At 41.4% G+C, this 256-nt stretch carries 1 protein-coding gene; it reads right to left on the reverse strand.

All coding sequences use genetic code 11. The annotated features are described in order from the left end of the window. On the reverse strand, positions 1-256 hold a 256-nt coding region (locus JJQ98_RS08775; protein ID WP_210670823.1), incomplete at both ends, for a hypothetical protein.

Below are 256 nucleotides of genomic sequence, written 5' to 3' on the forward strand. Positions count from 1 at the left end.
GATCTTATGTTCTCCATCTGGATTCCAGTTTCTGCACTGCGCAAAGATGATTTGTTTGTCTTTGCGCAAAATCAAATCGATGCGGGTGAATGCCAAATGTTTCTCTTGATTGTCTTTACTCTCATCGTATCGTTTGACATTGAAGCCCTGACCTGCATAATAAGCGGCCACTAAATCCCTATATTTTTTGGCGTAATCCATACTAACTCCTGCTTTGTGTTCTATGATTTTAAAATCCACCCGTAGGTCTTGGGCC

It is taken from the genome of Helicobacter pullorum NCTC 12824 (genome assembly GCF_017979475.1).
In the GTDB taxonomy this organism is placed as follows: Bacteria; Campylobacterota; Campylobacteria; order Campylobacterales; family Helicobacteraceae; genus Helicobacter_D; species Helicobacter_D pullorum.